At 65.5% G+C, this 26,985-nt stretch carries 24 protein-coding genes; 4 read left to right on the top strand and 20 right to left on the bottom strand.

The features are described 5' to 3' along the window. Positions 1-5: 5 nt before the first annotated feature. From lspA to dinB, 19 genes are all read right to left on the bottom strand, one after another. On the bottom strand, positions 6-509 hold the full coding sequence (gene lspA, locus CYJ22_RS05380; RefSeq protein WP_101601644.1) for a signal peptidase II: 504 nt from the start codon (positions 507-509) through the stop codon (positions 6-8). Between the two features lie 70 nt (positions 510-579). After that, complete coding sequence (locus CYJ22_RS05375) at positions 580-1,158, bottom strand: DivIVA domain-containing protein (protein ID WP_007587709.1); 579 nt, start codon at positions 1,156-1,158, stop codon at positions 580-582. Positions 1,159-1,330: 172 nt separating this feature from the next. Beyond that, positions 1,331-1,642, bottom strand: coding sequence for a YggT family protein (locus tag CYJ22_RS05370; protein ID WP_007587858.1), 312 nt, complete (start codon positions 1,640-1,642; stop codon positions 1,331-1,333). A gap of 8 nt (positions 1,643-1,650) precedes the next feature. Next, positions 1,651-2,103, bottom strand: a complete 453-nt coding sequence (locus tag CYJ22_RS05365) for a cell division protein SepF (RefSeq protein ID WP_007587720.1) — start codon at positions 2,101-2,103, stop codon at positions 1,651-1,653. Between the two features lie 177 nt (positions 2,104-2,280). Continuing rightward, a complete protein-coding gene (locus CYJ22_RS05355) occupies positions 2,281-3,039 on the bottom strand; it encodes a polyphenol oxidase family protein (RefSeq protein WP_101601641.1) in 759 nt (252 codons plus the stop codon). Further along, positions 3,039-4,292, bottom strand: coding sequence for a cell division protein FtsZ (gene ftsZ, locus CYJ22_RS05350; protein WP_007587808.1), 1,254 nt, complete (start codon positions 4,290-4,292; stop codon positions 3,039-3,041). The genes CYJ22_RS05355 and ftsZ overlap by 1 nt, the downstream gene beginning before the upstream one ends. Before the next feature lie 127 nt (positions 4,293-4,419). Further along, positions 4,420-5,382 (bottom strand): cell division protein FtsQ/DivIB, encoded by a 963-nt coding sequence (locus CYJ22_RS05345; protein WP_207760512.1) that lies wholly within the window; start codon positions 5,380-5,382, stop codon positions 4,420-4,422. Beyond that, positions 5,379-6,770 (bottom strand): UDP-N-acetylmuramate--L-alanine ligase, encoded by a 1,392-nt coding sequence (gene murC / locus CYJ22_RS05340; protein WP_007587724.1) that lies wholly within the window; start codon positions 6,768-6,770, stop codon positions 5,379-5,381. The genes CYJ22_RS05345 and murC overlap by 4 nt, the downstream gene beginning before the upstream one ends. After that, positions 6,763-7,887 carry an undecaprenyldiphospho-muramoylpentapeptide beta-N-acetylglucosaminyltransferase gene (murG, locus tag CYJ22_RS05335; RefSeq protein WP_007587873.1) on the bottom strand — a complete coding sequence of 375 codons (1,125 nt, stop codon included), beginning with the start codon at positions 7,885-7,887 and terminating at the stop codon, positions 6,763-6,765. The genes murC and murG overlap by 8 nt, the downstream gene beginning before the upstream one ends. A 32-nt stretch (positions 7,888-7,919) precedes the next feature. Further along, entirely contained in the window at positions 7,920-9,176 is a 1,257-nt protein-coding gene (locus CYJ22_RS05330; RefSeq protein ID WP_207760511.1) for an FtsW/RodA/SpoVE family cell cycle protein, read from the bottom strand. Beyond that, complete coding sequence (gene murD / locus CYJ22_RS05325) at positions 9,163-10,608, bottom strand: UDP-N-acetylmuramoyl-L-alanine--D-glutamate ligase (protein WP_101601636.1); 1,446 nt, start codon at positions 10,606-10,608, stop codon at positions 9,163-9,165. The genes CYJ22_RS05330 and murD overlap by 14 nt, the downstream gene beginning before the upstream one ends. Continuing rightward, complete coding sequence (gene mraY / locus CYJ22_RS05320; RefSeq protein WP_007587839.1) at positions 10,605-11,690, bottom strand: phospho-N-acetylmuramoyl-pentapeptide-transferase; 1,086 nt, start codon at positions 11,688-11,690, stop codon at positions 10,605-10,607. The genes murD and mraY overlap by 4 nt, the downstream gene beginning before the upstream one ends. Next, complete coding sequence (locus CYJ22_RS05315; protein WP_007587849.1) at positions 11,687-13,084, bottom strand: UDP-N-acetylmuramoyl-tripeptide--D-alanyl-D-alanine ligase; 1,398 nt, start codon at positions 13,082-13,084, stop codon at positions 11,687-11,689. Before CYJ22_RS05315 ends, mraY begins: the two co-directional genes overlap by 4 nt. Positions 13,085-13,101: 17 nt before the next feature. Further along, the gene (locus tag CYJ22_RS05310; protein ID WP_007587728.1) at positions 13,102-14,835 is read right to left on the bottom strand and encodes a peptidoglycan D,D-transpeptidase FtsI family protein; all 1,734 of its coding nucleotides are present in this window, start codon (positions 14,833-14,835) and stop codon (positions 13,102-13,104) included. 18 nt (positions 14,836-14,853) lie between these two features. Then, the gene (locus tag CYJ22_RS05305; RefSeq protein ID WP_007587764.1) at positions 14,854-15,246 is read right to left on the bottom strand and encodes a hypothetical protein; all 393 of its coding nucleotides are present in this window, start codon (positions 15,244-15,246) and stop codon (positions 14,854-14,856) included. Then, a complete protein-coding gene (gene rsmH / locus CYJ22_RS05300) occupies positions 15,243-16,250 on the bottom strand; it encodes a 16S rRNA (cytosine(1402)-N(4))-methyltransferase RsmH (RefSeq protein WP_007587830.1) in 1,008 nt (335 codons plus the stop codon). Before rsmH ends, CYJ22_RS05305 begins: the two co-directional genes overlap by 4 nt. A 108-nt stretch (positions 16,251-16,358) precedes the next feature. Further along, on the bottom strand, positions 16,359-16,790 hold the full coding sequence (gene mraZ, locus CYJ22_RS05295) for a division/cell wall cluster transcriptional repressor MraZ (protein ID WP_007587853.1): 432 nt from the start codon (positions 16,788-16,790) through the stop codon (positions 16,359-16,361). A 510-nt stretch (positions 16,791-17,300) separates the two neighbouring features. After that, positions 17,301-17,717, bottom strand: a complete 417-nt coding sequence (locus CYJ22_RS05290; protein WP_007587707.1) for a DUF3040 domain-containing protein — start codon at positions 17,715-17,717, stop codon at positions 17,301-17,303. 68 nt (positions 17,718-17,785) lie between these two features. Further along, complete coding sequence (dinB, locus tag CYJ22_RS05285) at positions 17,786-19,132, bottom strand: DNA polymerase IV (protein ID WP_101601634.1); 1,347 nt, start codon at positions 19,130-19,132, stop codon at positions 17,786-17,788. A 47-nt stretch (positions 19,133-19,179) separates the two neighbouring features. Here dinB and CYJ22_RS05280 point away from each other — a divergent pair, with 47 nt between their 5' ends. Further along, positions 19,180-20,001 carry a spermidine synthase gene (locus CYJ22_RS05280; RefSeq protein ID WP_231283984.1) on the top strand — a complete coding sequence of 274 codons (822 nt, stop codon included), beginning with the start codon at positions 19,180-19,182 and terminating at the stop codon, positions 19,999-20,001. A gap of 70 nt (positions 20,002-20,071) precedes the next feature. Here CYJ22_RS05280 and CYJ22_RS05275 read toward each other — a convergent pair whose 3' ends face one another. Then, positions 20,072-21,148: a PAC2 family protein gene (locus CYJ22_RS05275; RefSeq protein ID WP_101601632.1), complete on the bottom strand. Its 1,077-nt coding sequence runs from the start codon at positions 21,146-21,148 to the stop codon at positions 20,072-20,074. Between the two features lie 176 nt (positions 21,149-21,324). Here CYJ22_RS05275 and CYJ22_RS05270 point away from each other — a divergent pair, with 176 nt between their 5' ends. The 3 genes from CYJ22_RS05270 to CYJ22_RS05260 all read left to right on the top strand — a co-directional run bounded on the left by CYJ22_RS05270 (position 21,325) and on the right by CYJ22_RS05260 (position 26,978). Then, positions 21,325-23,598, top strand: coding sequence for a HelD family protein (locus CYJ22_RS05270; RefSeq protein WP_101601629.1), 2,274 nt, complete (start codon positions 21,325-21,327; stop codon positions 23,596-23,598). Positions 23,599-23,657: 59 nt separating this feature from the next. Continuing rightward, the gene (serA, locus tag CYJ22_RS05265; RefSeq protein WP_101601627.1) at positions 23,658-24,863 is read left to right on the top strand and encodes a phosphoglycerate dehydrogenase; all 1,206 of its coding nucleotides are present in this window, start codon (positions 23,658-23,660) and stop codon (positions 24,861-24,863) included. A gap of 84 nt (positions 24,864-24,947) precedes the next feature. Further along, complete coding sequence (locus CYJ22_RS05260) at positions 24,948-26,978, top strand: AMP-binding protein (protein ID WP_101601625.1); 2,031 nt, start codon at positions 24,948-24,950, stop codon at positions 26,976-26,978. Positions 26,979-26,985: the final 7 nt, after the last annotated feature.

Raw genomic sequence — 26,985 nt, 5'->3', positions numbered from 1 at the left:
CGAACTCACTGCGCGTCCTCCTTCGAGGGCTCACGGGAGAGCGCGAGGGCCAGCAAAGGCGCCCCGAGAACGATCCAAATATCCGCAACGTTGCCGACGAACCAGGTGCCGTAAGCGATGAAGTCGGTGACGTGTCCTATGCCGAAGCCAGGTTCGGCAGTCAGTCGATCAATGAGGTTGCCGACGGCACCGCCCGTCAGCAACACGATTGCCAGCAGGGTCGACGCACGATGAACGCGCCGAGCAAGCACGACGAGAACGCCAATGATAACGACGGTGAAAATCGTGAGAATCCAGGTCTTCCCAGCCGCAAAGGAAAAAGCGGCGCCCGAGTTGTGGACGAGCCGCAAAGAAAGCCACTCCCCGATCAGAGGGCGCGGCTCCTGCCCGTCGAGGGCAACGCGCGCCCACATCTTCGACGCCTGGTCGGTAACAATCGCGGCCACAAATACGAGGCCCGCGTAGATCCACGTCGAACGGGAGTGGGTCGGGTGGGAGGAGTCAGCCATGGTTCCCTATCTTAAACGAGCGGCGGCGGCGCACCGCGAAGTGCACCGCCGCCGGTCAAAGCGATTGCGATCAGTTCTCGCCGTTGCCGACCTCGTTGAGGAGGGTCTCGAGGTGGCTGCGCAGGTTCGTGCGGTACTCGGCTTCGAAGGTACGCAGACCGTTGATCTTGTTCTCGAGCAGCTCGCGCTCCTGGTCGAGCTGGGAGAGCAGCGAATCCTTCTGCTTCTGAGCGTCGGCAATGATCGCCTCGCGCTCGGCGTTGGCCTCGGCGATGATCTTCGCGGACTGCTCTTCGCCGTCGCGCACGTACTCGTCGTGGACGCGCTGGGCAAGGGCCAGCATCGAGGTGGCGGACTCGGCGTCCTGAGGGCCGGTGATGGCCGGGGCGGGGGCCGGGGTCTCGACGACCGGAGCCGCAACGGGGGCGGGGGTCTCGGCCGGGGTGTAGTCGGAGTTGGACAGCTCGGCAATGCGACGCTCCGCAGCTTCGAGCTTCTCCTTCAGATCCTGGTTCTCCATCTGCAGGGAGTAGATGGTGGAGACAACCTCGTCGAGGAACTCATCAACCTCGTCCTGGTCGTATCCCTCGCGGAACTTGACGTACTGGAACTTCTTGTTGAGGACATCCTCGGTGGTGAGCAGGGCCATTTCTTCGCCTCTCGGTCGTTTCGATTGGACGCGCGGGAGCCGCACGCCTGGACGACCGGGAAGGCCGCCCGCTATCACGTCACGAAAATAATAACTGAAATTGTCACACTAGCAACATCCATCACGAGAAGAGGTCCATTTTTGTGGGGCCTCTCATCTCGAGATTTAGGTACTACAGGCTCATGAAGTACAGAACATTAGCCAAACGCTGCGTAACGATGAGGACCAGGAACAAGACCATGAAACCGACATCAATCGCCATGCCGCCACCGACGCGCAGCGGCGGAACATAGCGCCCAATCCAACGAATCGGAGGATCGGTCAGCGCGTAGAGAACATTCGCAAGAACGAGCAGAATCCCACTCGGGCGCCATCCGCGCGCGAAAAACTGAACCCAGTCCAGAATGACGCGCGCGAACAGCACCATCATGTACAGGTTGATGAGGACGCTCAGCCCCCACCCGAACCAGCCGAGGATGATCACAGAGATTCTCAGCCCTGGTTATACAGCGAGCCGCGTCGGCCCGACGTGTTGTCGCCCTGGACCTCGACGGAAGCCGGGGACAGGAGGAACACGCGGTTGGTGACGCGCTCGATAACGCCGTGCAGTCCGAAGGTCAGACCGGCGGCGAAGTCGACGAGGCGACGCGCCTCCTCTTCACCCATGTCGGTGAGGTTGATGATGACGGGCGTGCCATCGCGGAACGCCTCGCCGATCGTCACGGCATCGGAGTAGGCGGTGGGGTGGATCGTCACGATGCGCGTGAGGTCCTCAGCCGGCTCCTCACGGCGAATGCTCGTCAGGGTCGGGCGGGACACGGGAGTAATGTCGGCCACGGGTGCTACCTCTTCCACCTCATCGAATTCTTCGAATTCATCGATGGGCTCCTCGGGTGAGTACCAGCCCATGAACTTACGTGCGCGTGCACCGAACGACTCGCTCATTGTTCCTCCTTCAGCCGATGCATAGCCACAAGCTACAGTTACCGAGCGGCCTCGCCTCGCAGGGCGCTCGGCGCGTCGCGAGTAGGGGTGCTGGCGACCCTCATCACGGGGCATTCATCGACGAGGCCGTGGCACAGCGTGGCACGTTCACGGGACCCTCGCGGACGGGAGCCGAGGTCAGGCGGGAACGATAATCAGCGCTTGACGCCCGCACGAGGAGTCGCGGCGATAGGAGAAAAGAGAAGGGTCTTCTCGGGTGCATCGCGCATCGATATCGACGTCCACCCCCAAGGCTTCAAGGGAGGAGGCTGCGGCATGAGGCAGGTCAAGCGCGGAGGTCCCCCAAGACGTCAGAGTGCGAATGCCGGGCATGAGGGCCTCGCTCTCCTCGGCCATTCCTGCGGGCACCTCGTAGCAGCTCCCACAGATTGCCGGGCCAATGAGAGCGTCGATGGGACCGTCAGCGAGGGAGCGGATGCGCTCCACCGCACGAGCGATGATTCCTCCGAGGAAGCCGCGCCTGCCCGCATGCACGGCCGCGACGATCTGACCGGAAGCGGCAGAAAAGACGACGGGGAGACAGTCGGCTGTTTGAACGGCAAGGGCAGGAGCCCCCTGACAACCGCGAGCGTCGATGACGACGCCATCGGCATCGACGGGACCCCACTCCCCCGGCGCTGGATGCTCGAGCGCGGCCTCACTATCCACGTTAACGAGCTCATCACCACACACCCGAAGAAGCTCGACCCGGGTCGAGTGAGTTTGATCCATCCAGACGACGTCGCGGCCCAGCCGTTGCGCGAGCGACTGACGCCGCTCGCGAACGAGGGATGGATCATCACCCACATGCAAGCCAACATTGCCGCATAGCGCACCGGTGCCCGGGTCCACCTCAGTAAGGTGGACCCGGGCACCGGCCCAGAGCTGTTCAGTCATCAGCGCAGGAAGGGGGGAATATCCAGCTCTTCCTTCTCCGGGGCCTCAGGGTAGACGCGAGGAACCTCGAAGGAGTGCTCGGACTCGGACTCCTCGTATTCCACGGCCGCAGGCGCCTCGACGGGGGCAGGAGCAGCCTCGCGAACCGGCGCTGCCACGTCGGCGCGGTGCAGCGGGCGACGCGTGGACACCTGGCTGATGCGAGTGGTCTCGGCAGCGGGAGCCTTCGCCTCGGGAGCAGCGGGACGCTGCTGAGCGACGGGTGCCGCAACGCGGGCAGCGGTGGGACGCGACAGCTGAGCGTCGGTCGCGTCGTCGAAGCCGGCAGCGATGACCGTGACACGAATCTCGTCTCCGAGGGCATCGTCGATGACGTTACCGAAGATGATGTTGGCCTCGGGGTGGGCGGCCTCACGCACAAGCTGCGAAGAAGCGAAGACCTCCTGCAGGGTGAGGTCGGAGCCTCCCTGGAAGAACATGAGCACGCCGTGCGCACCGTCGATCGACGCTTCGAGCAGCGGAGACGAAATCGCGCTCTCGACAGCGCGTAGCGCGCGATCCTCGCCGGTCGCGGCACCGATGCCCATGAGGGCCGAACCGGCATCCTTCATGACCGACTTGACATCGTTGAAGTCCACGTTGATGAGGCCCGGCGTCGTGATCAGCTCGGTGATGCCCTGAACACCCGATAGGAGGACCTGGTCGGCAGCGCGGAAGGCATCGAGCACGGAGATGTTCGCGTCGGAGATCTCCAGGAGACGATCGTTGGGGATCACGATGAGGGTATCGACCTCTTCGCGCAGCGTGGTCACGCCACCCTCGGCCTGGGCTGCACGGCGGTTACCCTCGAAGGAGAAGGGACGCGTGACGACGCCAACCGTCAGGGCGCCAGCGTCGCGGGCGATCTTGGCGACGACGGGGGCAGCGCCAGTACCGGTGCCACCGCCCTCACCGGCGGTCACGAAGACCATGTCCGCACCCTCGAGCGCAGCGGTGATTTCGTCGATGTGGTCCTCGGCAGCCTTACGCCCGACCGCGGGATCCGCGCCGGCTCCCAGGCCGTGCGTCAGTTCGCGGCCGATGTCGAGCTTCGTCTCGGCATCAGACATGAGCAGAGCCTGCGCGTCAGTGTTGACCGCGATGAACTCAACGCCCTTGAGGCCGACCTCGATCATTCGGTTCACGGCGTTAACTCCGCCGCCCCCGACGCCGACGACCTTGATCACTGCCAGGTGGTTTTGCGGTGTCGCCATGGATGTCTCCCTTGCATCAGACCCTCAACCTTTAGTTGAAGGTTGATGTTTAACGTGCTTCGTGTCGGAAAGAAGTTAGGGGTCCGCGAGCGATCCTTCAAGCCAACACGCGGACAACAAAGAAGGCTTAACTGGTCACAGGGTGATTCGGCGATGACACGTCGTAGGTCGTCGCCTTCACATTCGCCAGCAACGTGGCGAGCACTCTCGCCTTTTGAGGCGCATCCGCGTTCGTTCCCCACTTGACAGTCTGACCGCCACGCAGCGTGAAACTCACCTGCGTGCCCGTCGACGTCACAGTGGCCACCTGCGCGCGCGTACTGTCATCCAGCGCGCCCAGTGCTGAGGCGATATCGGCGGCACCGACACTGCGATCTTCTGGCAGCGTGACCACCGGGTAGTCCCCCGCACTGGCAACCTGCTGGAACGCCACACCCTGGTCGTCCACCAGCTGATAGCCGCCGGTGCCTGCCTCCACAGCCATAGGCGTACGCATCGTCACGGAGATACGCAGGCTCGTCGGCCACCGACGAGTGACCGTCGCCGAACGCACCGCAACATTCGATTCGACCGCGCGCGCAACCGCAGACGTGCTCAGACGCGTCAACGGCACGCCCTCAAAAGACGCAATCGACGAGCGCACGGAGTCAGCGGTCACGAGTGCGCCGTCCTCACCCGAGACGATCACCGCTGACGAAGAGAACGCAAAAATCGGCGAGAAGAACGCAACCCATGCACCGCCGCCAGCTAGAGCGAGCGTCACAAGTGTGAGCGCAATACGACGCGCAACGAGCATACGACGCGCACGATGACGCTCGCGCAGGCGATCGCCCAGGTCCGCCGCTTCCTCGCCTCCCAGCACGGACGCAGCATCGGCAACCGGCAGTGGCCGGTCAACCACCGAGCGCGCGCGGCGGCGCTCCACCAGCGAGACGGGACGGCGGGTCGTTTTCTCTGCCTCCCCAACTTCCTCGGGCTCGGGCGTCGAAGCGATAATCTCGTCGAAAGGTGAGCCGGCCTCACCCGTATCAGACGGACGCTCGTCACGAGGGCGCGAGCCCCCCGGACGCCTTGGGGAAGGCGGCCTCATGCCTCCATCCGCTTCCACTCATCCAGCACGTCCGACGCGCAGTGAGTGATGGAACCCGCACCCATCGTCAGGCACAGGCCACCCTCGGGGGTCAGCGAAGCGGCCAAGCGAGCGGCCTCGTGCATGTCCTCGATGTAGGACGCCCCCTCGATGCGCGACGCGATCAGCGTGGAGTCCACGCCGGGTTCGGGATCCTCGCGTGCACCATAGATACCCGCCAGGACGACGTGGTCCGCGCCCGACAAGGCCTGCGCAAAGCGCTCGGCGAAGATACGGGTCCGCGAGTACAGGTGCGGCTGGAACACGACGGTGACCTCACCCTCTCCGGAGACGACCTGCGCCTCGCGGATCGCAGCCTCGACCTCTGTCGGGTGATGGGCGTAGTCATCAAACAGGCGACGCGTACCAACCTGGCCACGCGCCTCGAAGCGACGGGCCGCGCCCGTGAACTCGCCCAAGCCATCGGCAATCACCTGGGGTTCGAGCCCGCACTCAATACCGGCCACCCACGCAGCAGTCGCATTGAGAACATTGTGTTCACCGGGCACTCTCAACGTCAGCGACGCGCTGCGCTCCCCCCACGTCAGGGACGCGCCGGCTCCGTGAGCCTCGACGCGTACATCGGAAATCACAACATCGGGTGCCTGGAGCGCGCGCTCCGCACGCCCGTACGTCACGACGCGCAATCCTTCGCTGCGAGCAGAGTCCGCCAGACGCACAGCGCCCTCATCCTCCGCACACGTCACCAGAAGGCCACCGGGGACCAAACGACGAGCGAACTCGACGAAGATCTCTTCGAACTCCTCGCGCGAGTGGTATCGGTCCAGGTGATCGGGCTCCACATTCGTGACGATCTCGATCGCCGGAGAGTAATTCAGGAACGACCCATCGGACTCGTCGGCCTCGGCAACGAACACGTCGCCGGCACCCAGGTGAGCACCCGTTCCCAGCTGCGGCAGCACGCCGCCCACGGCGACGGACGGATCCAGGCCGCACGCCGACAGCGCGATCGCCAGCATGCCCGACGTCGTCGTCTTTCCGTGCGCGCCAGCAACGCCCACAAAGCGCATGCCCGACGCCGCCAGCGCGAGCGCCTGCGAACGGTGGATCACCAGCTGGCCGCGCTCGCGCGCGATCTCCAACTCCGGGTTGTCTTCGCGGATCGCGGTCGACACAACGACCACAGAGGCCGGGTCCACGTGCGAGGCCTCGTGCCCGACGAACGCGCGCACACCAACGGAGCGCAGATGTTCAAGAACCGCGGATTCCTCGCGGTCCGAGCCCTCCACGGTCGCACCGCGCGATACCAGCAGCTCGGCAACAACGCTCATGCCGGCACCGCCGATACCAATCAGATGAAAACGATCCTGCAGCGTCGGCTCACTCATGGCCGCCCTCCTTCACCTGTTCCAGGGCCAGATCAGCCAACGCGCGAGCCGCACCCGCGCGGCCCAGGGACTGCGAGGCGGCAGCCATGTCCGCCAGACGCGTCGAGCCCAGCAGCGGGAATACATTGCGGCGCACGAAGTCAGCCGTGAAGTCCTTATCGTCGATGAGCTGCGCTCCACCGGCGGCCACGTGGTCCGACGCATTCAGGCGCTGCTCGCCGTTACCGATCGGCAGCGGCACGTAGATGCAGGGCAGGCCCAGGGCCTCCATCTCGGCCACGGTTCCCGCACCCGAACGGCACACGACGAGATCCGCAACGGCCAGCGCGTCCTCCATCGTGGTCAGGTAATCAATGACGTGCCAACGATCCGACAGGCCCGCTGCCTCGACGGCGGCGCGCACAGGCTCATCCTTGCCCCGGCCCGTCAAGTGCACGACCTGGGCACCCTCCGGAAGAGCATCGGCGGCCCCGGTCATCGACTCATTGACGTGCAGTGCGCCTAGGGAACCACCCGTGACGAGCAGCGTCGGCACATCGGGGTTCACGCCCAGACGCTCGGCAGCCTCCCGGCGCGCCTGCGCCGCCCCCTGCGCATCTTGGCGGCGGCTCGCCAGATCTGCAATTGCCGCACGCAGAGGCAGGCCCGTCACGACCGTGTTGCCGCTACGCGCACTCAGAGGGGTCGATGGGAAGGTGAGGGCGACGACCGCCGCATTGCGCGCTCCCACCTTGTTGGCCAGGCCCGGGCGAGCATTCTGCTCATGGATGACGATCGGGACACCCGCGCGCTTGGCCGCGATGTACGCGGGCGTTGACACGTAGCCGCCGAAACCAACGAGGACGTCGGCCCCTTCCAGGGCACGCGAGCAACGCTTCACGGCGTCCGAGAAACGCGACGGCAGGGTGAAGAAGGCGAGGGAAGGACGGCGCGGCAACGGCACGCGAGGAATCTCCACCAGTGGGAAGCCGGCAGCCGGAACCAGATCCGACTCCAAACCAGCCGACGTCCCCAGAACCACGACCTCGGCACCACTCTCACGCAGCTGTGCTGCTGTCGCGAGCAGAGGATTCACGTGGCCGGCGGTCCCGCCGCCAGCCATCACAACCTTGACCATAAGCGTCTCCTTTACGCGTGCGTAGCCCCAGTTTAGCGAGCCGCGCGCCGACGGGGTGCCACGCGGGGGTCGCGCCCCGCCGACGCCTCGTCCGGCCGACCGATCATCCGCATGCCTGCACGGGCGCGCGCAAACGACGCCACGACCGCGATCGCAGTGATCGTAAAGAGGAAGGATGATCCGCCGTAGGACACCAGCGGCAGCGGAACGCCGATAACAGGGCCCAGACCCGTCACCGACAGCACGTTAATGGTCGTCTGAACGCCGATCCACGAGGCGACACCCGAAGACACGACGACGACAAACAGATCCGAGGACTCGCGGGCCACGCGAATCATGCCCCACACCAGCAGGCCCAGGCACACAAGGACAGCGAGGGTGCCAAGCAGGCCAAATTCCTCGCCGACAATCGCGAAGATGAAGTCCGTGTGGGCCGCCTGCAGGTAGTTCCACTTCTCTCGCGATGCCCCGGGGCCAAGTCCAGTCAGACCACCCGAGCCCAGCGCCCATAGCGAATGGTCGATCTGTTCGGGAGCCGACTCATCCGGGCCTTTCGACGTGCCCGGCAGGATCGCGAGGATACGACGAATACGAGTGGGGTTCGACAGAACGAGGAGCACCATCGTCGGCACAGCGAGCATGACGAGACCGCCGAACCAACGCTTCGGCAGGCCGGCCACCCACACGGCACCAAGAGCGCCCACCGCAACGACCATCGCCGTGCCCATGTCGCGGCCGAGCATGACCGCACCCAGGGCGATAAGGATGGGAAGGCCAACCGCTACCGCCATCGCGCGCAAATCCGAGCGCTTCGACGCCGACTTCGAGACCATCAGTGCCAAGAAGACGATGAGCGCGAGCTTCAGGAATTCCGACGGCTGGGCCATGATCGGACCGATCTTCACCCAGTTCGCGTTACCGCCCTCGGAACGGCCCAACGGGCTCAGGACCAGCGTCTGGAAGCCGAGCGCCCCCACAAACATGACCGGCGCGAGATAGACGAACCAGCGCTGGGGCACCAACTGGACGATCATCGCGATCAGCAGGGAGACGACGATGATGAGCAGCGGGCGTGCATACGCCGTGTAGGGGTTCTCCCCCTGCGCGATCGACGTGACCGTTTGCGCCGAAAAACCCATCACAAGACCAAACACCGAGAGCACGATGGCCGGAAGGACGACGAGATAGTACGTCGTCACCGGATCCTCTTGACGTTCCTGGCCGGACCCAAAACGGATTCGAGGCAGCGTGACCGTCGGGATATGCCACCCCCGCTTATTCGTCGCCACCGGCGCTCCCCCACTGGGTAGCCAGGCGCGACACCGCGTCAGCGAACGCATCGCCACGCTGACCGTAGTTGTCAAACTGATCCCACGACGCACACGCGGGTGCGAGCACGACGGTATCGCCCGGCATCGACAGTGCCACAGCCTCGTTCACGACGGAGAACATCCAGTCCTCGTGGCCGTCAACCTCTACGAAGGGAACCTCAGGGGCGCCTTCCGCCAGGGCAGCAACCAAGGCAGAACGGTCCTCGCCGATAACGACGACACCGCGCAGGATCGGCTCGACCTGCTTGATGAGCTCCGTGAAATCCTGACCCTTCGCGTCGCCTCCAACAATCCAAATCGCGCTGCGAGGAGGCAGCCCCGCCAGCGAGGCGCGTGCGGCGTGAGCGTTCGTGGCCTTAGAGTCATCCACCCACGTCAGATCCGCAGCATGGGCGATGATCGCGCGGCGATGACCTGCCGGACGGAAGGACCGCAGCCCCTCCTCCACGGCCTCGGCCTCGACGCCGTACGCGCGGGCAAGCGCGGCAGCCGCCAGCGCATCGCACAACACGGCAGCCGACGGGTGCGCCCCGTAAGCCCCCGACAGATCGGACACGTGCGCGAGGGCAGCCGCCTGCCGCGCGCGGTTCTCCACGAATGCGCGGTCGACCAGGAGCCCCTCAACGATGCCGAACTGCGACACCGAGGGGGCTGCGAGCGTCAGGCCGATGGCGCGCGCACCCTCAACGACGTCCGCGTTCTCCACCATGGCCTCAACGCGTCGATCGGACGCGGGATAGATACACGCCTTGATCGTGTTCTCGTAGACGCGGGCCTTGTCGGCTGCGTAGGCCTCGACGCTCCCATGCCAGTCCAGGTGATCCGCGTCCACGTTCAGACAGACCGACGCCAGCGGCGACACCGTGTGTGCCGTGTGCAGCTGGAAGCTCGACAGCTCAACCGCGAACACCTCAGCATCGGAATCAATGGCCCGCGTGATCGGAGTTCCGATATTGCCGACCTCTTCCACCTTGACGCCCGCGCTTCGCAGGATCTGACCGAGCATACCCACGGTCGTGGTCTTGCCGTTCGTGCCCGTCACCGTCAGCCAGGGACGTCCCGCGTGCGGGCCCTCCTCCTGCAGACGCCAGGCGAGTTCCACCTCTCCCCACAGGTCGATTCCTGCCTGCTCGCAGGCAGCAAACACAGGATGGTGCGCGGGCACGCCCGGGGACACGACGACGAGGTCGGGGCCGGCCTCGATGATCGCGCTCGTGAGGGCGGTCGGGTCCTGCTCAGCGTGGACCTCAACACCGGCGACGTCGTCAAAGAAGAGTGACTGCCCGCCGCGCGCGTCAAACGCACGCACCTGCCAGTCGCGGGCAAGCAATGCTCCCGCCGCACCCTGACCAGACTTGCCCCAACCGACAACAGCAGCGAGACGACTCATCGACGAGACACCCACTCCGCGTAGAACATACCCGCACCGGCGACCGCGACGATCGCAGCAATCAGCCAGAAACGAATCACGATCGTGACTTCCTTCCAGCCCAGCAGCTCGAAGTGGTGATGCAGAGGAGCCATACGGAACACGCGCTTTCCGGTGGCTTTGAAGACGCCGATCTGGATGACATCCGACAGCACGACAGCCACGAACAGACCGCCGACGATGATGGCGAGCAGCTGGGTCTGAGTGAGGATCGACAGGCCGGCGACCGCGCCACCCAGTGCGAGAGCGCCCGTATCACCCATGAAGATCTGCGCAGGCGACGCGTTCCACCACAGGAAGCCCGCCAACGCACCGATCAGCGCGGCACAGAAAATCGCCAAGTCGAGAGGGTCGCGCGTCGAGTAGCAATTCGCCTGATTCGCGCCCAGCTGCGTGCATGCCTGAATACGCTGGAAGTAGGTGATGAAGGTGTAGGCCCCGAACACGAAGATGGACACACCCGCCGCGAGGCCGTCCAGGCCGTCGGTCAGGTTCGTCGCGTTCGACCACGCCGTCACGATGAGGTTGGTCCAAATGAGGTACAGAACGATGCCCAGACCCAGGCCCGCAAAACCCAGGGTCAGGGCAGTGGGACGCGCGAAAGAAATCTCGAGCGTACCCGCGTACTCACCGAATTCGTTCGGCATGATCAGGGTGCCCAGCGCAAAGAGCGACGCCACTGCAACCTGTCCGATGATCTTCCCCGACGGGTGCAGACCGAGGGAACGCTGACGCATGATCTTGATGCCGTCATCGAGCAGGCCGATGACGCCCAAGCCCACGAACAGGAACACGAGCAGCAGGCCGGACCACGACGGGCCCGCACCGGCGACCGCTGAGCCGATCAGCCACGCGACAACGGTCGCCAGAATGATGACGACGCCACCCATCGTGGGCGTGCCACGCTTGGTCAGGTGCTGGGTCGGACCGTCCTGGCGAATGAACTGACCGTATTGGTGCAGCACCAGAAAACGGATGAGCAGCGGCGTGCCCGTCACGGACAGCGCCATGGCGATAATGAACGCCGAGATAAGTCCAATCACCGGTTCGTTCCCTTCTCTCGCAGGATGTCTGCGACCTGCCACGAATGTGACCCGTAGGAGCCTTTGACGAGGATGACGGCGCCATCCACGGCGTGTTCAATCACCAGGCGCGCGGCCTGCTCGGGATCCGATGCGACCTCACGATGAGGCACGCTTGGTGCTCCCTCTAGATAGTAGTGGGCATCCGAGCCCAGGCCAATGAGTGTGTCGACACCCGCATCGGCGATCAGCGACCCCACCTGCTCGTGCAGCGGCTGGGAGTCTTCACCCAGTTCCAGCATTTCTCCGAGAACAGCAATCTTGCGAGCGTCCGAGCCGATCGAGGCCAGCGCCGCGATGCCCGCGCGCATCGAGTCGAGGTTCGCGTTGTAGGAGTCATCGATCAAAGTGATCTCTGTGCCCTCCACGGTGAGCTCGTGCACGTCCATGCGGTGGGGGCTCAGGGCACGGGCGCTCGACAGGACTGCGGCCACGGTCTCCAGGCCGACGCCGAGGGTCAGCGCGCCGGCAGCGGCGGCCAGCGCGTTCGCCACGTGGTGCCGTCCGACGATCTTCAGGTCGATCTGCGCTTGGCCCTGAGGGGCCACGAGGGTGAAAGAAGCACGATCCGCACGATCGAGGCGCACGTCGAGCGCGCGCACGTCGGCGCGAGGATCGCCCGAGGCGGAGAAGCGGATCACCTCACCGGTTGCCAGAGGTGCCATTGCCTCGACGTTCGGGTCGTCGGTGTTGAGAATGACGGGACCACCCGGACGAGTGCCGCGGATGAGTTCGGCCTTTGCTGCGGCAACTCCCTCGAACCCGCCGAAGCCGCCGACGTGGGCATGTCCCACGCACAGCTCAATGGCCACGTCCGGGGCGACGATGTCCGTCAGGTAGGTGATGTGGCCGGGGCCCGAGGCGCCCATCTCGAGAACGAGGTGACGCGTCGTTTCATCAGCCAGGAGAACGGTTAGCGGCAGGCCGACCTCGTTGTTAAAGGAAAGCTTGGGGGCCACCGTCGGCCCGTCCTCGCTCATGATCTGGAGCAGCAGGTCCTTCGTCGTGGTCTTGCCCACCGAACCCGTCATCGCAATGACGTCGAGGTCGCCCCCGCTGCGCAGCTTGTCAACGTGTGCCCGCGCCAGGGCTCCCAGCGCCTCGGTCGAATCATGCACGACGATCTGAGCCACGGCCTCGTCGACTTCATGCTCAACGATGACGGCAACGGCACCGCGCTCGACGGCGCCCGACACGAAGGAGTGCCCGTCGGCGGCCTCGCCGCGGCGCGCGACGTAGAGCGATCCCTCGCCTGCCTCACGCGAGTCAGTGACCACCGGGCCTGTCACGAGCACATCGGGACCGACCAGGCGACCCGACACTGCCTCAGCAATCCACTGTGCTGATGTCTGCATGCTCTACTCCTTCAGACTCACGGCGTCGTCGGATACAGGTTAGCGGACGACGTGGAGGCGGGGATACCCAGGTTGCCGACGGCGGTGCGCGCAATGTCGCCAAACAGCGGCGCCGACGAATCGGATGAGACCGACGCCACCCTCGGGTTGTAGAGTACGACCGCGATCGCCAGACGCGGAGCATCCGCGGGAATGATGCCTGCAGTCGTCGACACAAGGCCCGATGCGCCGTCAATGATCGTTTCAGCGGTACCGGTCTTGACACCCACCCGGTATCCCGGAACCTTGGCCGCACCAGCGGTGCCCAGGTCATCTTCGACGACGGATTCCATCATGGTGAGCAGCTGCGAGGCCGCCGTTGCGTCCATCACCTGCACCGGCTGGCTCGTGTCGGGAACCTCGACCGTTCCATCCGCGTTCGTCCACGACTTCACGATATGCGGAGCAATGCGCACTCCCCCGTTCGCGATCGTCGCCATCGCGGATGCCTCCTGCATCGCGGTGATCGCGTAGGCCTGACCGAACATCGTCACGTAGCGGTCACGCCCCTGCCACTGATCCGAACTGCGCATCAGGCCAGCGGACTCGCCGGGCAGCTCAATACCCGTCTCCTGACCGAAACCAAAGGCGCGCATCATGGAGTAGCGCTGCTCATCGCTCATCGTCTGACCGATCAAGACGGTGCCGGTGTTTGACGACTCCGCAAGAACGCCCGTCGCCGTCAGAGTCTCGCCATCATGCTCATGGAAATCGGTGATGGGACCGCCCGCGTCGGGCAGATCCAGGGCATAGGGCACCTGGAAGACACTGGTGGGCGTGATCGTGCCCTGGTTGAGGGCTGCACCCACGGTAACGAGCTTGCCCACGGAACCGGGCTCAAAGGTGTCCTGAACGGCGTGCACCTTCTGGGGGTTAGCGTTGTCGGGTTCCTTGGAGTTCGAATCCGCCATCACGAGCACGTGACCCGTTGCCACGTCCTCGATGACGACCGCACCCCAGTCGGCCTGGTGCTTCGCGACACGCGCATCCAGCAGGTCCTGGACCTGATGCTGCAGGTCAGCGTGCAACGTGAGCTCCACGTTGCCACCGTTCTTCGGCTCGACGGTCGTCTTCTTGCCGCCGGGCATCACCGCACCATTGGGCGCAATCTCGAAGGCCTGTGCGCCGGGCGTACCCGTGAGCAGCGCGTCGAACTGGGCCTCCATGCCGGAGGAGCCCTGCCCCTCGGCGTTGACCGTCCCAATAACGGGGGCTGCCACGTTGCCGTTGGGGTATTCGCGCTCGAAGACGGACTCCCACTCAATGCCGTAGATGTCAAGCTTGCGGATCTCGCGATAGGACACCGCATCCACGTTGCGCTTGATGTACACGTAGGTGGAGTCACCCAGCATCATGCCGCCAAGCTCCGCCTCGTTCATGCCGAGGATCGGAGCCAGGAGGCGCGCCGCTTCCGCAGGACCACGACCGACCTCGTTACCATCATCGTCGCGGTGAACGAAGGCACGAATGTTCACCTGGTTGACGGCGATGTCGTACGTCTGGATCGAGTTCGCCAGGACGACGCCCGTCGCGTCGGTGATCGTGCCGCGCGCAGCAGCCACCTCCGTCGAGGAGGTACGCACGCGCTGGCCCTGAGCGGCCAGAGACGGCCCCTCGATGATCTGCAGCTGAACCAAACGCACGCCACAGATACACAGGGCACCAACAAGGATGCCTACGATCCATCGCGAACGGGTAATGACGGTATCCATTGGTACTCGCCTTCCGGGTTACTTCGCGGGAGTCCCAGCCTCGACGGTACCAGTTTCGAGGGTAATGAAGCCCGACTTACCCGCGGGCACCATTCCGTTTGCCTTCGCAGCCTTCTCGAGCTCCGTCGGCGAGGCCTTGCGATCGAGTTCCGCACGCATCGTCCACGACTGGGCCTCCAGCTCGTTGAGGACGAGCTGCTGCTCGCGAATCTCGAACGAGGTCTGAGCCATGCGCGTATTGAGAACCATCGACACGACAACGGAGGCCACAGCGACGGCCACGAAGAGCATGAGGATCGCGGCGACCGAACGGCGAGGACGGGTTCCCTCGACGATGCGCAGCTCGTGGGCCTCTTCGCGGCGCAGCTCGGGACGCGCTGCAGGACGTGCCTTCGCAGTTGCTGCACTCATGAGAGGTCCTTCCATTCGCGGATGAGTTCCGCACCGCGCAGTCGCACGGATGCGGATCGGGGGTTGTGGTCTTGTTCGGCCTGATCGGCCTTGTTTGCACCCTTCGTCAGCAGGCGCAGGCTGGGAGCCATCTCCTCGGGGATGATCGGCAGTCCAGGAGGAGCGCTACTGGTCGACCCGCGACGCAGAACATCCTTGACTATCCGGTCCTCGAGACTCTGGTAGGACTCCACGACCAGGCGTCCACCCACTCGAAGGCTTCCAAGGGCCCTGGGAAGCGCCCGTTCGAGGATGGTCAGCTCGTCGTTGACGGCGACGCGCAGCGCCTGGAAGGTGCGCTTGGCAGGGTTACCGCCGGTGCGCCGCGCGGGGGCGGGGATCGCCTCGCGGATAATGTCCACGAGCTCCCCGGTGCGCGTGATCGGCGCAGTATCGCGGCGACGGATGATGAGCCGAGCGATACGCGGCGCAAATTTCTCTTCGCCGTAGGTGCGCAGGATTCGGATCAGTTCACCTTCCGAGGCCGTGGCCAGCAGATCGGCTGCACTGGGACCGGTGGTTGAATCCATCCGCATATCCAGGGGCGCATCCTTGGAGTACGCGAAGCCACGCTCGGCCTCGTCGAGCTGCAAGGAGGACACACCCAGGTCCATGAGGATGCCGTCCACGCGCGCACCCTGACCGAGCTGGTCCTCGACCGCCTCATCAATGTTGTCGTAGGTGGTATGGACCGCGCGGAAACGCGTCCCAAAACGCTCAAGTCGCTCAGAGGCGAGGGCGATCGCCTGAGGGTCGCGGTCGATGCCGATGACCGTCAGGTTCTCGAAGCGCTCGAGCGCACCCTCGGTGTGTCCACCCATCCCCAGGGTGCCATCCACGAGGACAGCGCCGGGACGATCAATCGCGGGGGCCAGCATGTCGAGGCACTCCGTGAGGAGTACGGGAACGTGGCGTTCGCTCGCGGGGCGCGACAAATCGCGCACCGAGTCCGATGCATCGCGCATGCCGCGCCTCCTTTACGTCTCTTGCGATCCGTGCACCCAGGTCCCCCACCGTGCTCCGCCATCGGGGAAGTGATGTCGGAACAGCGGGCGGAGACCTGAGAACACGGGTCAGAACATTCCCGGAATGATCTCTTCCGCTGTATTGGAGAAGACCTCTTCCTGAACCGCGAGGTAGTCGCGCCAAGCCGAGGCGTTCCAGATTTCGGCTCGCGATCCCGCGCCAATGACGGCGAGTTCTCGATCCAGACCCGCATACGCACGCAGGTCTGCGGGGACGCTAATACGCCCCTGCTTGTCCGGAATCTCCTTATAGGCTCCCGAGAGCATCACGCGGATCCAGTCACGCGCCTGCTTGGACGACAGGGGCGCGCGGCGCAGTTCCGCGGTCATGTTCTCGAATTCCGCGGCAGGGAATGCATAGATGCAGTGCTCTTGGCCGCGAGTGAGGACGATTCCACCCTCCATGTCCTCGCGAAAGCGCGCAGGCAGGAACATGCGACCCTTGTCGTCGAGCTTGGGCTCGTACGTACCGAGGAACATGTCACCGCCCTCCCCTGTTCGGAACTTTCCCCCACTTTAACCCACTACACCCCATGTTTACACAAAAACTTACGGCGTGGCGTGAAAAACATAGTCCAGAAACGGCTTGGTTTCAGGGAAAAATTCAGGTGGAGAAAAGTGGGGGAAATCTTGCACACATTCGGTGCGTCACGCCCACGACAACACCTCTCACCACTGGCCGTATCATCGGATGAAGGAGCGCATTTTCATTGCAATCACAATGTTTTCACGAGGTTTGGGCGCACTCAGAGAACAGCGCCCCCCTCTCAGGGAGGACAGTGGGGAGCGCGGCGGGGAACCCCGGGGAGCAGGGTGGGGAGCAAGGTGGAGGAACACCGAGCGACTCACACAACACCACAGAGCAGGGAATCTCAGGTGGATCCGATGGAACGTCTCAGCCCGTATTCGCCACAATCACATGCGACATATCAAAGTGGGGCGCCCCGGTCTCCCGGCGCGCCCCACTTCGTCAGCTGTGTGCGTACGACGTCAGTCGTTATCCTTTCGATTATCCCAGCGTCGTTCCTGATCCTGGATGAAGGAATCCCAACCACCGCTCTCGTTCTTCTTGTCGGAGGCGGACTTCTCGGTGGCACTCGCCCTGCCCCCGGGCCGCGACAGCGCATAGAGCACACCGGCGACGGTCAGAGCAAAACCGGCGACCCCCAGGAGGATCGACAGCACGGAGTAGCCCAGAGAGACAGCGGCAACCAGAACGATCATGCCCAGGACGGCGCCCGTCAGGCCGAGCGCGATGCGCCGCGGACCACGAGGTGCCGCAGGCGCCTCGGATTCAGGTTCGTCAGAGACAGGGGCAGACATCTGCGAGGCCAACGCCGGGTCTTCCTCGCGCAGAGATGCTTCCATCTGCTCAAGGATCTTCTTCTCATACTCGGTGAGAGCCATTGGGCGCCCCTTTCACATGGGTGTTACCGACAGCTTAGCGCGTCCACGATGCCAGAGACTAACTGGCCTTACAGGAGGGTCCCCTGCTGCGGCTCGCCAACACCCACACCTGGCCCATCCGTGCCCGTGCTTCGTCGGTCAGAGGAAACCTCAGTGGAGGACGCCTGCCGGTCATCCGCGCCGAAGGACCGCCTCTCGGGTGTTTTCTTACCGAGCAGGGTGGCCGGAGCGAGCGCGCCCGCGCCAAACTTCGTGCGAATCTGATCCATCGCCCGCTCCGAAGCAGCCGGGCGCTCGTCACGATCCAGAGTGACGGCCACTCCCCCGGAGCGTGCCTGCAGCCCCTCAACGCGCACACCAAACAGGCGCACCCCACCAATTGGCATGTCCTCGCGCGCAAAGAGCTCACGCGCAGCCCTCGCGATATCTCGCCCCGTGTCCGTGGGAGCCACAAGGCTCACGCTGCGCGTGATCGTATGAAAGTCCGCGCCGCGCATCTTGATCCCAATAGTCCACCCGACGACCCCACCCGCGCGCAGCCGGCGCGCGCAATCGTGGGAGGCCGCCAGGATGAACTCCTCGATCTGCGCCCGCGAGCGCACGTCCTCCTCAAAGGTGCGTTCCATACCAACAGATTTTTCGGCGCGCGCGGGGGCCACCGGGCGCGGATCGATGCCCCACGCGAGGTCGTGCAGGTGATGGGCGGAGGCGACCCCAAGAAGCTTCGTCAGGCGCGCGAGGGGCGCGTGGGCGAGGTCGCCGATCGTATCGATGCCTTCGCGGTCGAGAATCGCCCCGGTGCGGCCGCCCACTCCCCACAGGGCCCCCACGGGGAGGCCGTGGAGGAATTCGACCGTGGCCTCGTGCGGAATGAGCAGCAGGCCATCGGGTTTTGCGTGCGAGGAGGCGATCTTCGCAACCGACTTGGTCGAGGCGATGCCGACGGAGGCGGGAAGGCCAACGCTGTCGCGGATGCGCGTGCGGATGAGGGTCGCGATCTCGAGAGGCGATCCGAGGCGCCGCCTCGCCCCGGACACGTCGAGGAAGGCCTCGTCGATGGAGACCTGCTCCAGCGCGGGAGTGATTGTCGCGAGGATCCCCATTACTTCCTGTGAATAGCGCCGATACAGGCCGTGGCTGCCGGGGACGAAAGCCGCATGGGGGCACAGGGCGCGGGCGCGCGAAGTGGGCATGCCGGCGCGCACGCCCAGGGCGCGGGCCTCGTAGGTGGCGGAGGTGACGACTCCGCGTCCGGACGTGCCACCCACGATGATGGGGCGGCCAACGAGGCTGGGGTCCTCGCGCATCTCGACCTGGGCGAAGAAGGAGTCCATGTCAACGTGGAGGATCGGGGTAGCAGAGTCGTCCGAACCCCAGTCGCGTTTGGCGCGCGCGTCCCTAGGAGCGTTTGACATGTCACCTCCTGCGCCTGTGGCCGTCGTCCATGGTTACAGTGTCCACCATGGCACGCTCATCTTCGTCACGCGACATCTCCTTCGACACGGATTTCGGCTCGGCGCGTATCCGGTGGGACGGGCCGCGCGCGACGCTGTTCCTGGGAGACGTGGAGTCGTCGGCGGTCGACACGTCGGATCCCACCTACCTGGAGTTTGAGTACATGCAGCACATGGATGCCGTCGTGTCCTCGCTGTGGGAGCCACAGGAGCGTTTCCGCGCACTTCACGTGGGTGGCGCGGCGTGCGCGCTCGCGTGCGCCTGGTCGGCGTCGCACCCGCAGTCCCGCCACGTCGCCGTCGAGGTCGATCGCCTGCTTGCCGACCAGGTACGCGAGCACTTTCCCATCCCCAAGGCCCCGCAGGTCAAGATCCGCGTTGGAGACGGGCGCGCCGTCCTTGATCAGACACGCGAGGATTCTTTCGACGTCATCGTGCGCGATGCCTTCGCGTCGGGGGTCACCCCCGATCACCTGCGCACGCGTGAGTGCGCGCAGCGGGCACGCGCAGCACTCACCGCACGGGGCATCTACCTGGTGAACTGCGCACACGGCGGACCGGCTAACGCGCGCCACGACATCGCGGCGCTACAAGAAGTCTTCCCCTTCGTGGCGTCCATCCAGGACCCGAAGGTCGGGCGGAGCGGACGCCGCGGCAACGTCGTCGCCCTGGCGAGCGCCACAGACGTCGTCGACGTTGATCGCATCGATCGCGCCCTGCGCACGCTGGCACTTCCGGCGCGCATCACACGTCCTCGGGACCTGGAACGGTGGGTGGCTGGAACTCCCGCGCTCACGGACGCGCAGGCGGGGTATCCGCAGGCCGACTAACGAGGCTGTGGCGCGCAGGCGGAGACACGCCCCCAGGGCATGGGCTCAGCCCGCCGCCGACGCCGCTCTCTTAGGCGCGGTGACGCGGAGAGGAAGGACCGGGACCCTCTCCCCTGCGGCGTGCCTCGACGCGAGCGAGAACATCTTCGAGGGTGTCGGGCTTAGCGGGTTCCTCGACCTCTTCGGCGCGCGGCGCGCGCTGGACGGACTCGATTTCTTCATCCTGGGCGCGAGAGACCTGCGCGAGGTAGGCCTCAATGACATCACCGATATCCTTCGGGGTCTTCTCCTCGGCGCCGGTCACGGGAGGCTGCCCCATGCCGGGAAGCGGGATCGCCCCTGCGCCACCGGTCCACGCATCGAAATGTTCTTCGAGGGCGGACACGGTATGCGAGATCTCCGGATTGCCCTCGACGAGCTTCTCGATGCTCTCCTGATCCTGGGCGGCCCCCTGTTCGAGATCACCGACAGGCAACGACAGGTCCGCAAACTTCGCGAAGGAGGTCAAGAGAGCCGAGGATGCGGCCGGGTAGCCGGTGTCCGCCATGTAATACGGCACCGCCCCGAGCAGCGCGAGCCCGCCAATTCCCTGCTGTCCCATGCGGATCTGCATGAAGGTGGACAGCGGCGAGGGGAACTGCATGTGATTCGAGATCGCGTTGGACCCCGACGGCAGGAGCGACTCGTCCGTCGCCTGGACGTGGACGGGCGTGGGACGCGTGTGCGGCACACCGGAGGGAACACCATGCAGCGAGAAGGTGATCTCCACACCCGCGCGTTCGCAGATATCGCGAATCGCGGCAGTGAAAGACTCCCAGTGGGCATCCGGCTCCGCACCATGCAGGACCAGGATCGGATTGCCCATGTCGTCTTCGACGAGGTCGAGGACAGTCTGCGGCATCACCATGTCCGGGGAGGACACCCAGTTATCCACGGTGACGATAGGCCGATGCGAGCGGTAGTCCATGAGCGTGTCGGCATCAAACGTGGCGACTCGCTCGTTATGCAGGGAACGCAGCAGCTGGCGGATCGCCATGCGCCCCGCCGCTCCGGCGTCAATCGCCCCATCGAAATGAATGAGGAGAATCTTCGCCTTCGCGCCGGCGGCAGGACCGTCGGCATACAGGTCAGTGGCATTCATACTCACGTCTCCTCCTCATACTCATTCTTCTGCCTCATGTCTAACGTACCTGTGCTGCACCCGCCACGTCACGCGGGAATCAATTTTGAGCTTGGGGCGAAGTCGCACACACGCGCCGGACAGTGGAAGCGCCGACGGCAAAAGTAGGGGACAATAGAGGGCCACAGAAACGAGGAGGAGCCATGGCCACGAGCACTCATGACGAGTCGTCGACCGACCTTCCGTTGCCCGAACAGGATTTCGTCGACCGCGCCTACGAGCGCCTGGATGCGCTGCGGGCCTCCTACCGCGAGCGCCAAGGACGCGTTCACTCCACCCACGGCGTCGGTAATGCGCAGGGCTGGACTGAACGTGAGGCCCTTTCTGCTCACCTGGGGGAGATGGCTGCTCGCCTCGAAGGCGTAGAGGAACGCCTCGTGTTCGGCCGCCTCGACATGGTGGATCAGTCGGTACGTCACGTGGGTCGTCTGTCACTGTCACACGAGGACGGCACTCCCCTCCTCGTGGACTGGCGCGCGCCCGCCGCGCGTCCCTTCTACCAGGCCACGTCGGCCGAGCCGGACGGCGTCGTACGCCGCCGCCATATTTCCACGCGCGACCGTCGAGTCACCGGCCTGGAGGACGAGCTGCTGGACGCATCGAACGCGTCTGGCCTGGAACTCCAGGGCGAGGGTGCCCTCATGCATGCGCTGAGCGAGGCCCGCGACGGCCGCATGGGCGACATCGTCGCCACCATTCAGTCCGAGCAGGACCGCATCATTCGTGCGTCCGATAAGGGCCTCATGGTGGTGCAGGGCGGTCCCGGCACCGGTAAGACGGCAGTCGCGCTGCACCGCATCGCCTACCTCCTGTACGCCCACCGCGAGCGCCTCGAGCGTTCGGGCGTTCTTCTCGTCGGCCCCTCGCGTCTGTTCCTGCGTTATATCGAGCAGGTGCTCCCCTCCCTGGGCGAGACGGGTGTCGTCTCGGTGACGTTGGGCGATCTGGTGCCCGGTGTGCATGCTCGAGCCGAGGACGACGAGGCCGTGGCGCGGATCAAGGGCCTGCCAGCGTGGGCGAAGATCGTCAAGGAAGCCGTGCGCGCGCTGGCCAAGCTCCCCAAGGAAGACCAAGTTCTGCGCGTGTGGAACCGCGAGGTGACGCTGACGCGCACCGACGTGGAGAGCGCGAGGCGCAGGGCGAAGCGTTCGGGCCGCGCGCATAACGTGGCGCGAGAGTCCTTCGCGCGCGAACTCATGGACGTTTTGGCCCTGCGCCTGGCGCGCGAGGCCGGGGACGCGGACTCCGAGGGCGGCGTCGATCCCGAGGTCAAGCGCTCGTGGCTCATCGAGATCCGTGATTCGGTGGATTGCAGGCGTGCGATCAACACGGCGTGGATGCCGACGAGCGCTCAGACTCTGCTGCGTCGCCTCTACGCTCGCCCCGAGGTGCTCGCGGCGGCAAACCGTAAGGCTGGCTCTCCTCTGCGCCCCGACGAGCTCGCTGCCCTCGTGCGCCCCCGCTCGGCGCCGTGGACGGTCTCGGACGTGCCGATCCTGGACGAGTGCGAGGAGCTCCTCGGCCCCATGCCGTCGTCTTCCTCCTCGTCGCGCGAGGCCGACGAGGGAGCGATCGAGCGCGCCCGCGAGGCGATCGAGGCCCAGAACCTGGGCGGCGGCATCGTGACCGCCCAGATGCTCGCCGAACAGGTGGCCGGGCAGGACACCTGGACGCCGCTGTCCGAGCGCGCCGCCAAGGACCGCACGTGGGCGTACGGCCACATCGTGGTCGACGAGGCTCAGGAGCTCTCTTCCATGGCTTGGCGCGCCCTGCTGCGCCGCTGCCCCTCCCGTTCGTTCACGGTCGTGGGTGACCTCGACCAGCGTCGCGGCTCCAAGCGCCCGCCCACGTGGGAGAAGGCACTCGGCCCTGCCGCCCGCGCCCTGGCAGCCGAGTACGCACTGACGGTCTCGTACCGCACGCCCGCGACCCTCACGACCCTTGCAGAAGGTGTCGTTGCGCGCGCCGGCGTCCCCGTCCTCTACCCGATGACTGCCGTGCGCGACGTCGAGGATTGCTACCGCGTCACCCACGTAGACGCGCCCGAGGACACCCCGGCCTCGTCGAAGGACAACAGCCCCCTGTGGCACGCCGTCGCCCAAGCCCAGCGCGAGGCCGAGGAGCGTCTCGATCGCGAGGCGGGGACCTCCCGCGGCCGCATCGCCCTCATTGTCGGCAACGAACGCGCCCGCGCGTGGGGAGCCGACGTGGACGGCGAGACGGCCCTCTCCGAGCGCGTCAGCCTCCTGTCGGCCGTGGCCTCCAAGGGCCTCGAGTTCGACTCGGTCATCCTCGTCGAACCCGCGGAAATCCTCGGTGATGGCGTCGGTGACCTTTTCGTCGCCCTCACCCGCGCCACCCACGACGTGCACGTCATCCACTGCGCTCCCCTGCCCGCCGGCATGGAAGAGTGGTAGGAGCGACCACACCCTGACACCGCGTGTCCCTTTCCGCTCCCGTCTGCCATGATGGGGACATGACACGCGCACTGCTCCTGGAAAACCCGCACCACGTCGCCGACGATATTTTCGCCAAGTTCGGCATCGAGGTCACCCGCGTGACGGGCGCCCTGTCCGAGGACGACCTCATCGACGCGCTCGAAGGCGTGGACTACCTGGGCCTGCGTTCCAAGACCGAGGTCACCGAGCGAGTGCTGCGCGCGCGCCACGAACTCAAGGCCATCGGAGCCTTCTGCATCGGCACAAACCAGATCGATCTGGCGACGGCTACCGAGATGGGCGTCGCCGTGTTTAACGCCCCCTACTCCAACACGCGCTCCGTCGTCGAGCTCGCCATCGGCGAGATCATCGACCTCTCGCGCCGCGTCACCGTCAAAAACTCGCGTCTGCACCGCGGCGTGTGGGACAAGAGCGCGGACGGCGCCCACGAGGTGCGCGGGCACACCCTGGGCATCATCGGCTACGGCAACATCGGCACCCAGCTGTCAGTCCTGGCCGAGGCCATGGGCCTCAACGTCATCTTCTACGACGCCGCCGAGCGCCTCGCCCTGGGCAACGCCACGCAGATGCCGACCATGGAGGCCGTCCTGCGCGAGGCCGACATCATCTCCGTGCACGTGGACGGCCAGGAATCCAACACGAACCTCATCGGACGCGTCGAGTTCGAGCTCATGAAGCCCGGTGCCCTGTTCATTAACCTGTCTCGCGGTCACGTCGTCGACGTTGATGCGCTACACGCCGCGCTCGTGTCCGGTCACCTGGGCGGTGCGGCCATCGACGTGTTCCCCGAGGAGCCACGTGCCAACGGCGACCCCTTCGACTCGCCCCTCGCAACCCTCGACAACGTCATTCTCACGCCCCACATCGGCGGCTCGACGGAGGAAGCGCAGTACGACATCGGCCGTTTCGTGGCCGCTAAGATCGGCGAGTACCAGGCCAGTGGCTCCACGGACATGAGCGTGAACCTGCCGAACCTGACGATGAATATCGGCAAGCGCTCGCGCTACCGCGTGCGCCTCATCCACCGCAACGTGCCCGGCGTCATGGCACGCGTCAACCAGATCTTCGCTTCCTCCGAGGCGAACGTCGACGCCCAGATCCTGGCCACTGTGGACGAGGTCGGCTATGTGCTCACCGACATTTCGGCGGGCCTGGGACGCGAGGCACTCGAGGAGCTCAGCCACCTGCCTGAAACGGTCCGTCTGATCGCGACGCCGCTATAAACTGTCGCGTTCATCGCGTTTCCACCTGGTCAACAGGCACGGCGGTTACGGTATCGTAGGTATATCGTTTCCAAAGGAGGACAGATGGACCTCACGTCGCAGCTGCGCGGCCTGTACGCGCCCGGTGTTGCCTACGAGATCGCAACCCCCGAGCGCCCCATCCCAGAGATGGTTCTGGAGGTCGCTTCGCGCTACCCGGAGCGCGCTGCCATCGACTTTTTCGCACGCCAGCTCACGTACGCGGAACTCGCTCAGGAGATGCGCCGCTGTGCGGGCGCCCTCCATCAGGCGGGCGTGCGCCCCGGCGACCGCGTCGCCCTCATCATGCCGAACTGCCCGCAGCACGCCGTCGCCGTCCTGGGCACGATGCTCCTCGGCGCCGTCGTCGTCGAACACAATCCCCTGGCGCCCGAGGGCGAGCTGGAGGGCGAGTACGCACGCCACGGCGCGCGCGTCACAATCGCATGGTCAAAGACACTAGAAAAGCTCACCTTCCTCGGCCGCGGCCACACCACCTTCTCGATGGACCTGACGACGGCTCTGCCCACGGCCTCGCGCCTGGCGCTCAAGCTCCCCGTCAAGGCCGCCCGCGATAAGCGCGAACAGCTCTCCAGCCCACGCCCCAGTTGGGCGCGCTCCTGGACGCGAGCCATGCGCTCGGCCACCCCCTGGCAGGGAAACTGCCCCTCCACCATGGACGACGTCGCCCTCCTCATCCACACGGGCGGCACCACCGGAGTCCCGAAGGCCGCCGCGCTTACGCACGCGAACCTGTCGGCAAACGTCGAGCAGTCGATCGCATGGGTTCCCGTCCTGCACGAGGGCGCCGAGGTCTTCTACTGCATCCTGCCCCTCTTCCACGCCTTCGGCTTCACAATCGGTTTCCTGGCGGGCCTGCGCCTGGGCGCGACGATCGCCATGTTCCCCAAGTTCGACACGGCAATGGTCCTGGCGGCGCAGCGTCGCCTACCGTGCACCTTCTTCCTGGGTGTTCCACCCATGTACGAGCGCCTCCTGGCTGCAGCCGAGGGCACAAACGTGGACCTGTCATCCATCCATTTCTCTCTGTCGGGCGCGATGCCACTGTCGGCCTCGCTGGCCGACCAGTGGGAGCAGGCGACCGGTGGCCTGATGATCGAGGGCTACGGCATGACGGAGGCCTCCCCAATCATCCTGGGATCACCGCTCGCTTCCTCGCGAGCACGCGGGGCGCTGGGCATCCCCTTCCCCTCCACCCAGGTGAAGATCGTGGATCCAGAAAATCCGAGCCGCGAGGTCACCGAGGGCGAGGTCGGTGAGCTCATCGCGCGCGGCCCCCAGGTTTTTTCGGGCTACTGGAACCAGGACGATGAGACCGCCGAAGTATTCACTCAGGACGGCTGGCTGCGCACGGGCGACCTGGTCCAGGTGCGCGACGGCTTCATCTACATGGCCGACCGTCGCAAGGAGATGATTAACTCCTCCGGATTCAACGTCTACCCCTCACAGGTCGAAGAGGCCGTGCGCTCAATGCCCGGTGTCCTCGACGTCGCGGCCATCGGCGTGCCAGCCGGCGAGTCCGGCGAAGACGTCGTCGCAGCGGTTGTACTCGAGGCCGGCGCGTCCGTAACGCTCACCGACCTGCGCAAGTGGGCAGAGAAGTCCCTGGCCCACTACGCCCTCCCCCGTCAGATCGTCGTCATGACGGAGCTGCCTCGCTCGCAGCTCGGCAAGGTCATGCGTAAAAAGGTACGCGAGCAGATCATGGGCGCGCAGGCGGCAGCAACGGATGCCGTGGCGGGTGCGCGCGAGGCCGTGGCGGGTGCGCGCGAGGCCGTGGCGGGTGCGCGCGAGGCCGTGTCCGAGAAGGTCGCCGAAGCACGTGACGCCGCTTCCGAGGCCATGGCCGGAGCCCGCGAGTCCATGTCCGAAAAGGTCGCCGAGGCGCGAGAGGCTGCATCCGAAGCAGTGGCAGGTACCCGCGGCGCCGTCTCCGATGCTGTCGCAGGGGCCCGCGAGTCCGTGTCCGAGGCTGTCGCAGGAGTTCGCGGAGCACTGAACGATGAGCAGCCGCGTCCCGTGACTGACGAGCAGGTCGACAGCTCGGATGCGCCTGAGCAGGCACTCGAGCACTAGCCGCACC

The sequence above is a fragment of the Schaalia odontolytica genome, assembly GCF_002847525.1.
In the GTDB taxonomy this organism is placed as follows: Bacteria; Actinomycetota; Actinomycetes; order Actinomycetales; family Actinomycetaceae; genus Pauljensenia; species Pauljensenia odontolytica_B.
Note: the sequence above shows the minus strand (reverse complement) of the source record. Positions and strands in the feature narration are given on the sequence as shown.

What these genes read in the sequence shown, in the direction of transcription:
- lspA (WP_101601644.1), bottom strand. Translation starts at nt 509, where the DNA reads ATGGCTGACTCCTCCCACCCGACCCACTCCCGTTCGACGTGGATCTAC.
- CYJ22_RS05375 (WP_007587709.1), bottom strand. Translation starts at nt 1,158, where the DNA reads ATGGCCCTGCTCACCACCGAGGATGTCCTCAACAAGAAGTTCCAGTAC.
- CYJ22_RS05365 (WP_007587720.1), bottom strand. Translation starts at nt 2,103, where the DNA reads ATGAGCGAGTCGTTCGGTGCACGCGCACGTAAGTTCATGGGCTGGTAC.
- CYJ22_RS05355 (WP_101601641.1), bottom strand. Translation starts at nt 3,039, where the DNA reads ATGACTGAACAGCTCTGGGCCGGTGCCCGGGTCCACCTTACTGAGGTG.
- ftsZ (WP_007587808.1), bottom strand. Translation starts at nt 4,292, where the DNA reads ATGGCGACACCGCAAAACCACCTGGCAGTGATCAAGGTCGTCGGCGTC.
- CYJ22_RS05345 (WP_207760512.1), bottom strand. Translation starts at nt 5,382, where the DNA reads ATGAGGCCGCCTTCCCCAAGGCGTCCGGGGGGCTCGCGCCCTCGTGAC.
- murC (WP_007587724.1), bottom strand. Translation starts at nt 6,770, where the DNA reads ATGAGTGAGCCGACGCTGCAGGATCGTTTTCATCTGATTGGTATCGGC.
- murG (WP_007587873.1), bottom strand. Translation starts at nt 7,887, where the DNA reads ATGGTCAAGGTTGTGATGGCTGGCGGCGGGACCGCCGGCCACGTGAAT.
- murD (WP_101601636.1), bottom strand. Translation starts at nt 10,608, where the DNA reads ATGAGTCGTCTCGCTGCTGTTGTCGGTTGGGGCAAGTCTGGTCAGGGT.
- CYJ22_RS05315 (WP_007587849.1), bottom strand. Translation starts at nt 13,084, where the DNA reads ATGCAGACATCAGCACAGTGGATTGCTGAGGCAGTGTCGGGTCGCCTG.
- CYJ22_RS05310 (WP_007587728.1), bottom strand. Translation starts at nt 14,835, where the DNA reads ATGGATACCGTCATTACCCGTTCGCGATGGATCGTAGGCATCCTTGTT.
- CYJ22_RS05305 (WP_007587764.1), bottom strand. Translation starts at nt 15,246, where the DNA reads ATGAGTGCAGCAACTGCGAAGGCACGTCCTGCAGCGCGTCCCGAGCTG.
- rsmH (WP_007587830.1), bottom strand. Translation starts at nt 16,250, where the DNA reads ATGCGCGATGCATCGGACTCGGTGCGCGATTTGTCGCGCCCCGCGAGC.
- mraZ (WP_007587853.1), bottom strand. Translation starts at nt 16,790, where the DNA reads ATGTTCCTCGGTACGTACGAGCCCAAGCTCGACGACAAGGGTCGCATG.
- CYJ22_RS05290 (WP_007587707.1), bottom strand. Translation starts at nt 17,717, where the DNA reads ATGGCTCTCACCGAGTATGAGAAGAAGATCCTTGAGCAGATGGAAGCA.
- dinB (WP_101601634.1), bottom strand. Translation starts at nt 19,132, where the DNA reads ATGTCAAACGCTCCTAGGGACGCGCGCGCCAAACGCGACTGGGGTTCG.
- CYJ22_RS05280 (WP_231283984.1), top strand. Translation starts at nt 19,180, where the DNA reads ATGGCACGCTCATCTTCGTCACGCGACATCTCCTTCGACACGGATTTC.
- CYJ22_RS05270 (WP_101601629.1), top strand. Translation starts at nt 21,325, where the DNA reads ATGGCCACGAGCACTCATGACGAGTCGTCGACCGACCTTCCGTTGCCC.
- serA (WP_101601627.1), top strand. Translation starts at nt 23,658, where the DNA reads ATGACACGCGCACTGCTCCTGGAAAACCCGCACCACGTCGCCGACGAT.
- CYJ22_RS05260 (WP_101601625.1), top strand. Translation starts at nt 24,948, where the DNA reads ATGGACCTCACGTCGCAGCTGCGCGGCCTGTACGCGCCCGGTGTTGCC.